The sequence below is a fragment of the Pseudomonas sp. 2 genome, assembly GCF_056627435.1.
Window position 1 is genome coordinate 1 of sequence record NZ_JBWXNG010000050.1, and the last position, 1,121, is coordinate 1,121.

The window sequence follows — 1,121 nt, forward strand, 5'->3', positions numbered from 1 at the left end:
GAGCAACCGTGTCGTTATTCAAGCCTTTTCGCCGAAGTGTTTTTGATCCCGGATCATGGCATTGAGGATCGTCAACAGCTTGCGCATGCAGGCGACCAACGCGACCTTCTTCGTTTTCCCGGCAGCCAGCAGGTGGTTGTAAAACTTCTCGATGACGGGGTTATGCGTTTTCGAAGACAGGGCCGCCATGTACAACACTTTTCTCAGCTCGCCCCGGCCACCCCATATGCGCCGCTGTCCCTTGAATTTACCGCTGTCGCAGTTGAAAGGAGCCACGCCAACCAGTGCAGCCACTTGCTTGCGATTGACTCGCCCAAGCTCTGGCAGCAGTGCCAGCAACGAGAGTGCAAGCACATCGCCAACGCCTTTCACCTCGCATAACAGGTCGTAATTGGCCTTCCAGATCGGGGAGGCTTTGATCGCGTCATGCAGATCGTCGTCAGTATTTTTCAGGCGCTTTCTCAGCCAGACGAGATGGGCTTTTATGTCTCGTTGGAGGGCCTTGAACGTGGCCTGTTTGAGTCGATTTTCCTCCGCCACGATCATGTCGATGATCTGGCGCCGTCGCGCCAGGAGATCCGCCAGCTCGTGAGTATGCGCGTCTGGTAGCTCACGAATGGCCGGTTTGACGGCTTGAGCGAATTCGGCGAGGACCCGCGCATCGATGGCATCGGTTTTCGCCAACCGGCCAGTAGCCTTGGCGAAGTTGCGCACCTGCCGTGGATTAACGATCACTACCGGCAAGCTCGCTGCAAACAGTTCAGCCGCCACCAGTCGCTCGAATCCTCCTGTGGCCTCGAGCAGCACCAAAGCAGGATTCAGCGTCTTGAGGTGTTGAGTCAGACGCTGGATATCCGCCTGGCCATTAAGAAATTGCTCAACTTGCCCTGTCGAACTGATGAACGTATCCAGCGTGTCTTTGGAAATATCGATACCGACATACACAGAGTCCTGGTTCATGGCGATTTCCTCGTGTCCAACCTTGCAGAATCGGGCTTGAAGCCCAGGCAACCGTTCGGACTAGATTAGGAAAGAACCTGCCTCGACCCATGCTCACTCACGATCTCGGGATCCAGGGAAGCCTCGGTCTGGGCAGGTAAAACCAGCTTACAAGGGAACCC

At 55.8% G+C, this 1,121-nt stretch carries 1 protein-coding gene; it reads right to left on the reverse strand.

Going from position 1 to position 1,121, the window contains the following annotated elements:
- Positions 1–18 precede the first annotated feature (18 nt).
- On the reverse strand, positions 19–960 hold the full coding sequence (locus AC1MEK_RS29840; protein WP_480399845.1) for an IS110 family RNA-guided transposase: 942 nt from the start codon (positions 958–960) through the stop codon (positions 19–21).
- Between the last annotated feature and the right edge of the window lie 161 nt (positions 961–1,121).

Excerpts from the sequence above, each read along its gene's own strand:
- AC1MEK_RS29840 (WP_480399845.1), bottom strand. The coding sequence starts at position 960 with ATGAACCAGGACTCTGTGTATGTCGGTATCGATATTTCCAAAGACACG.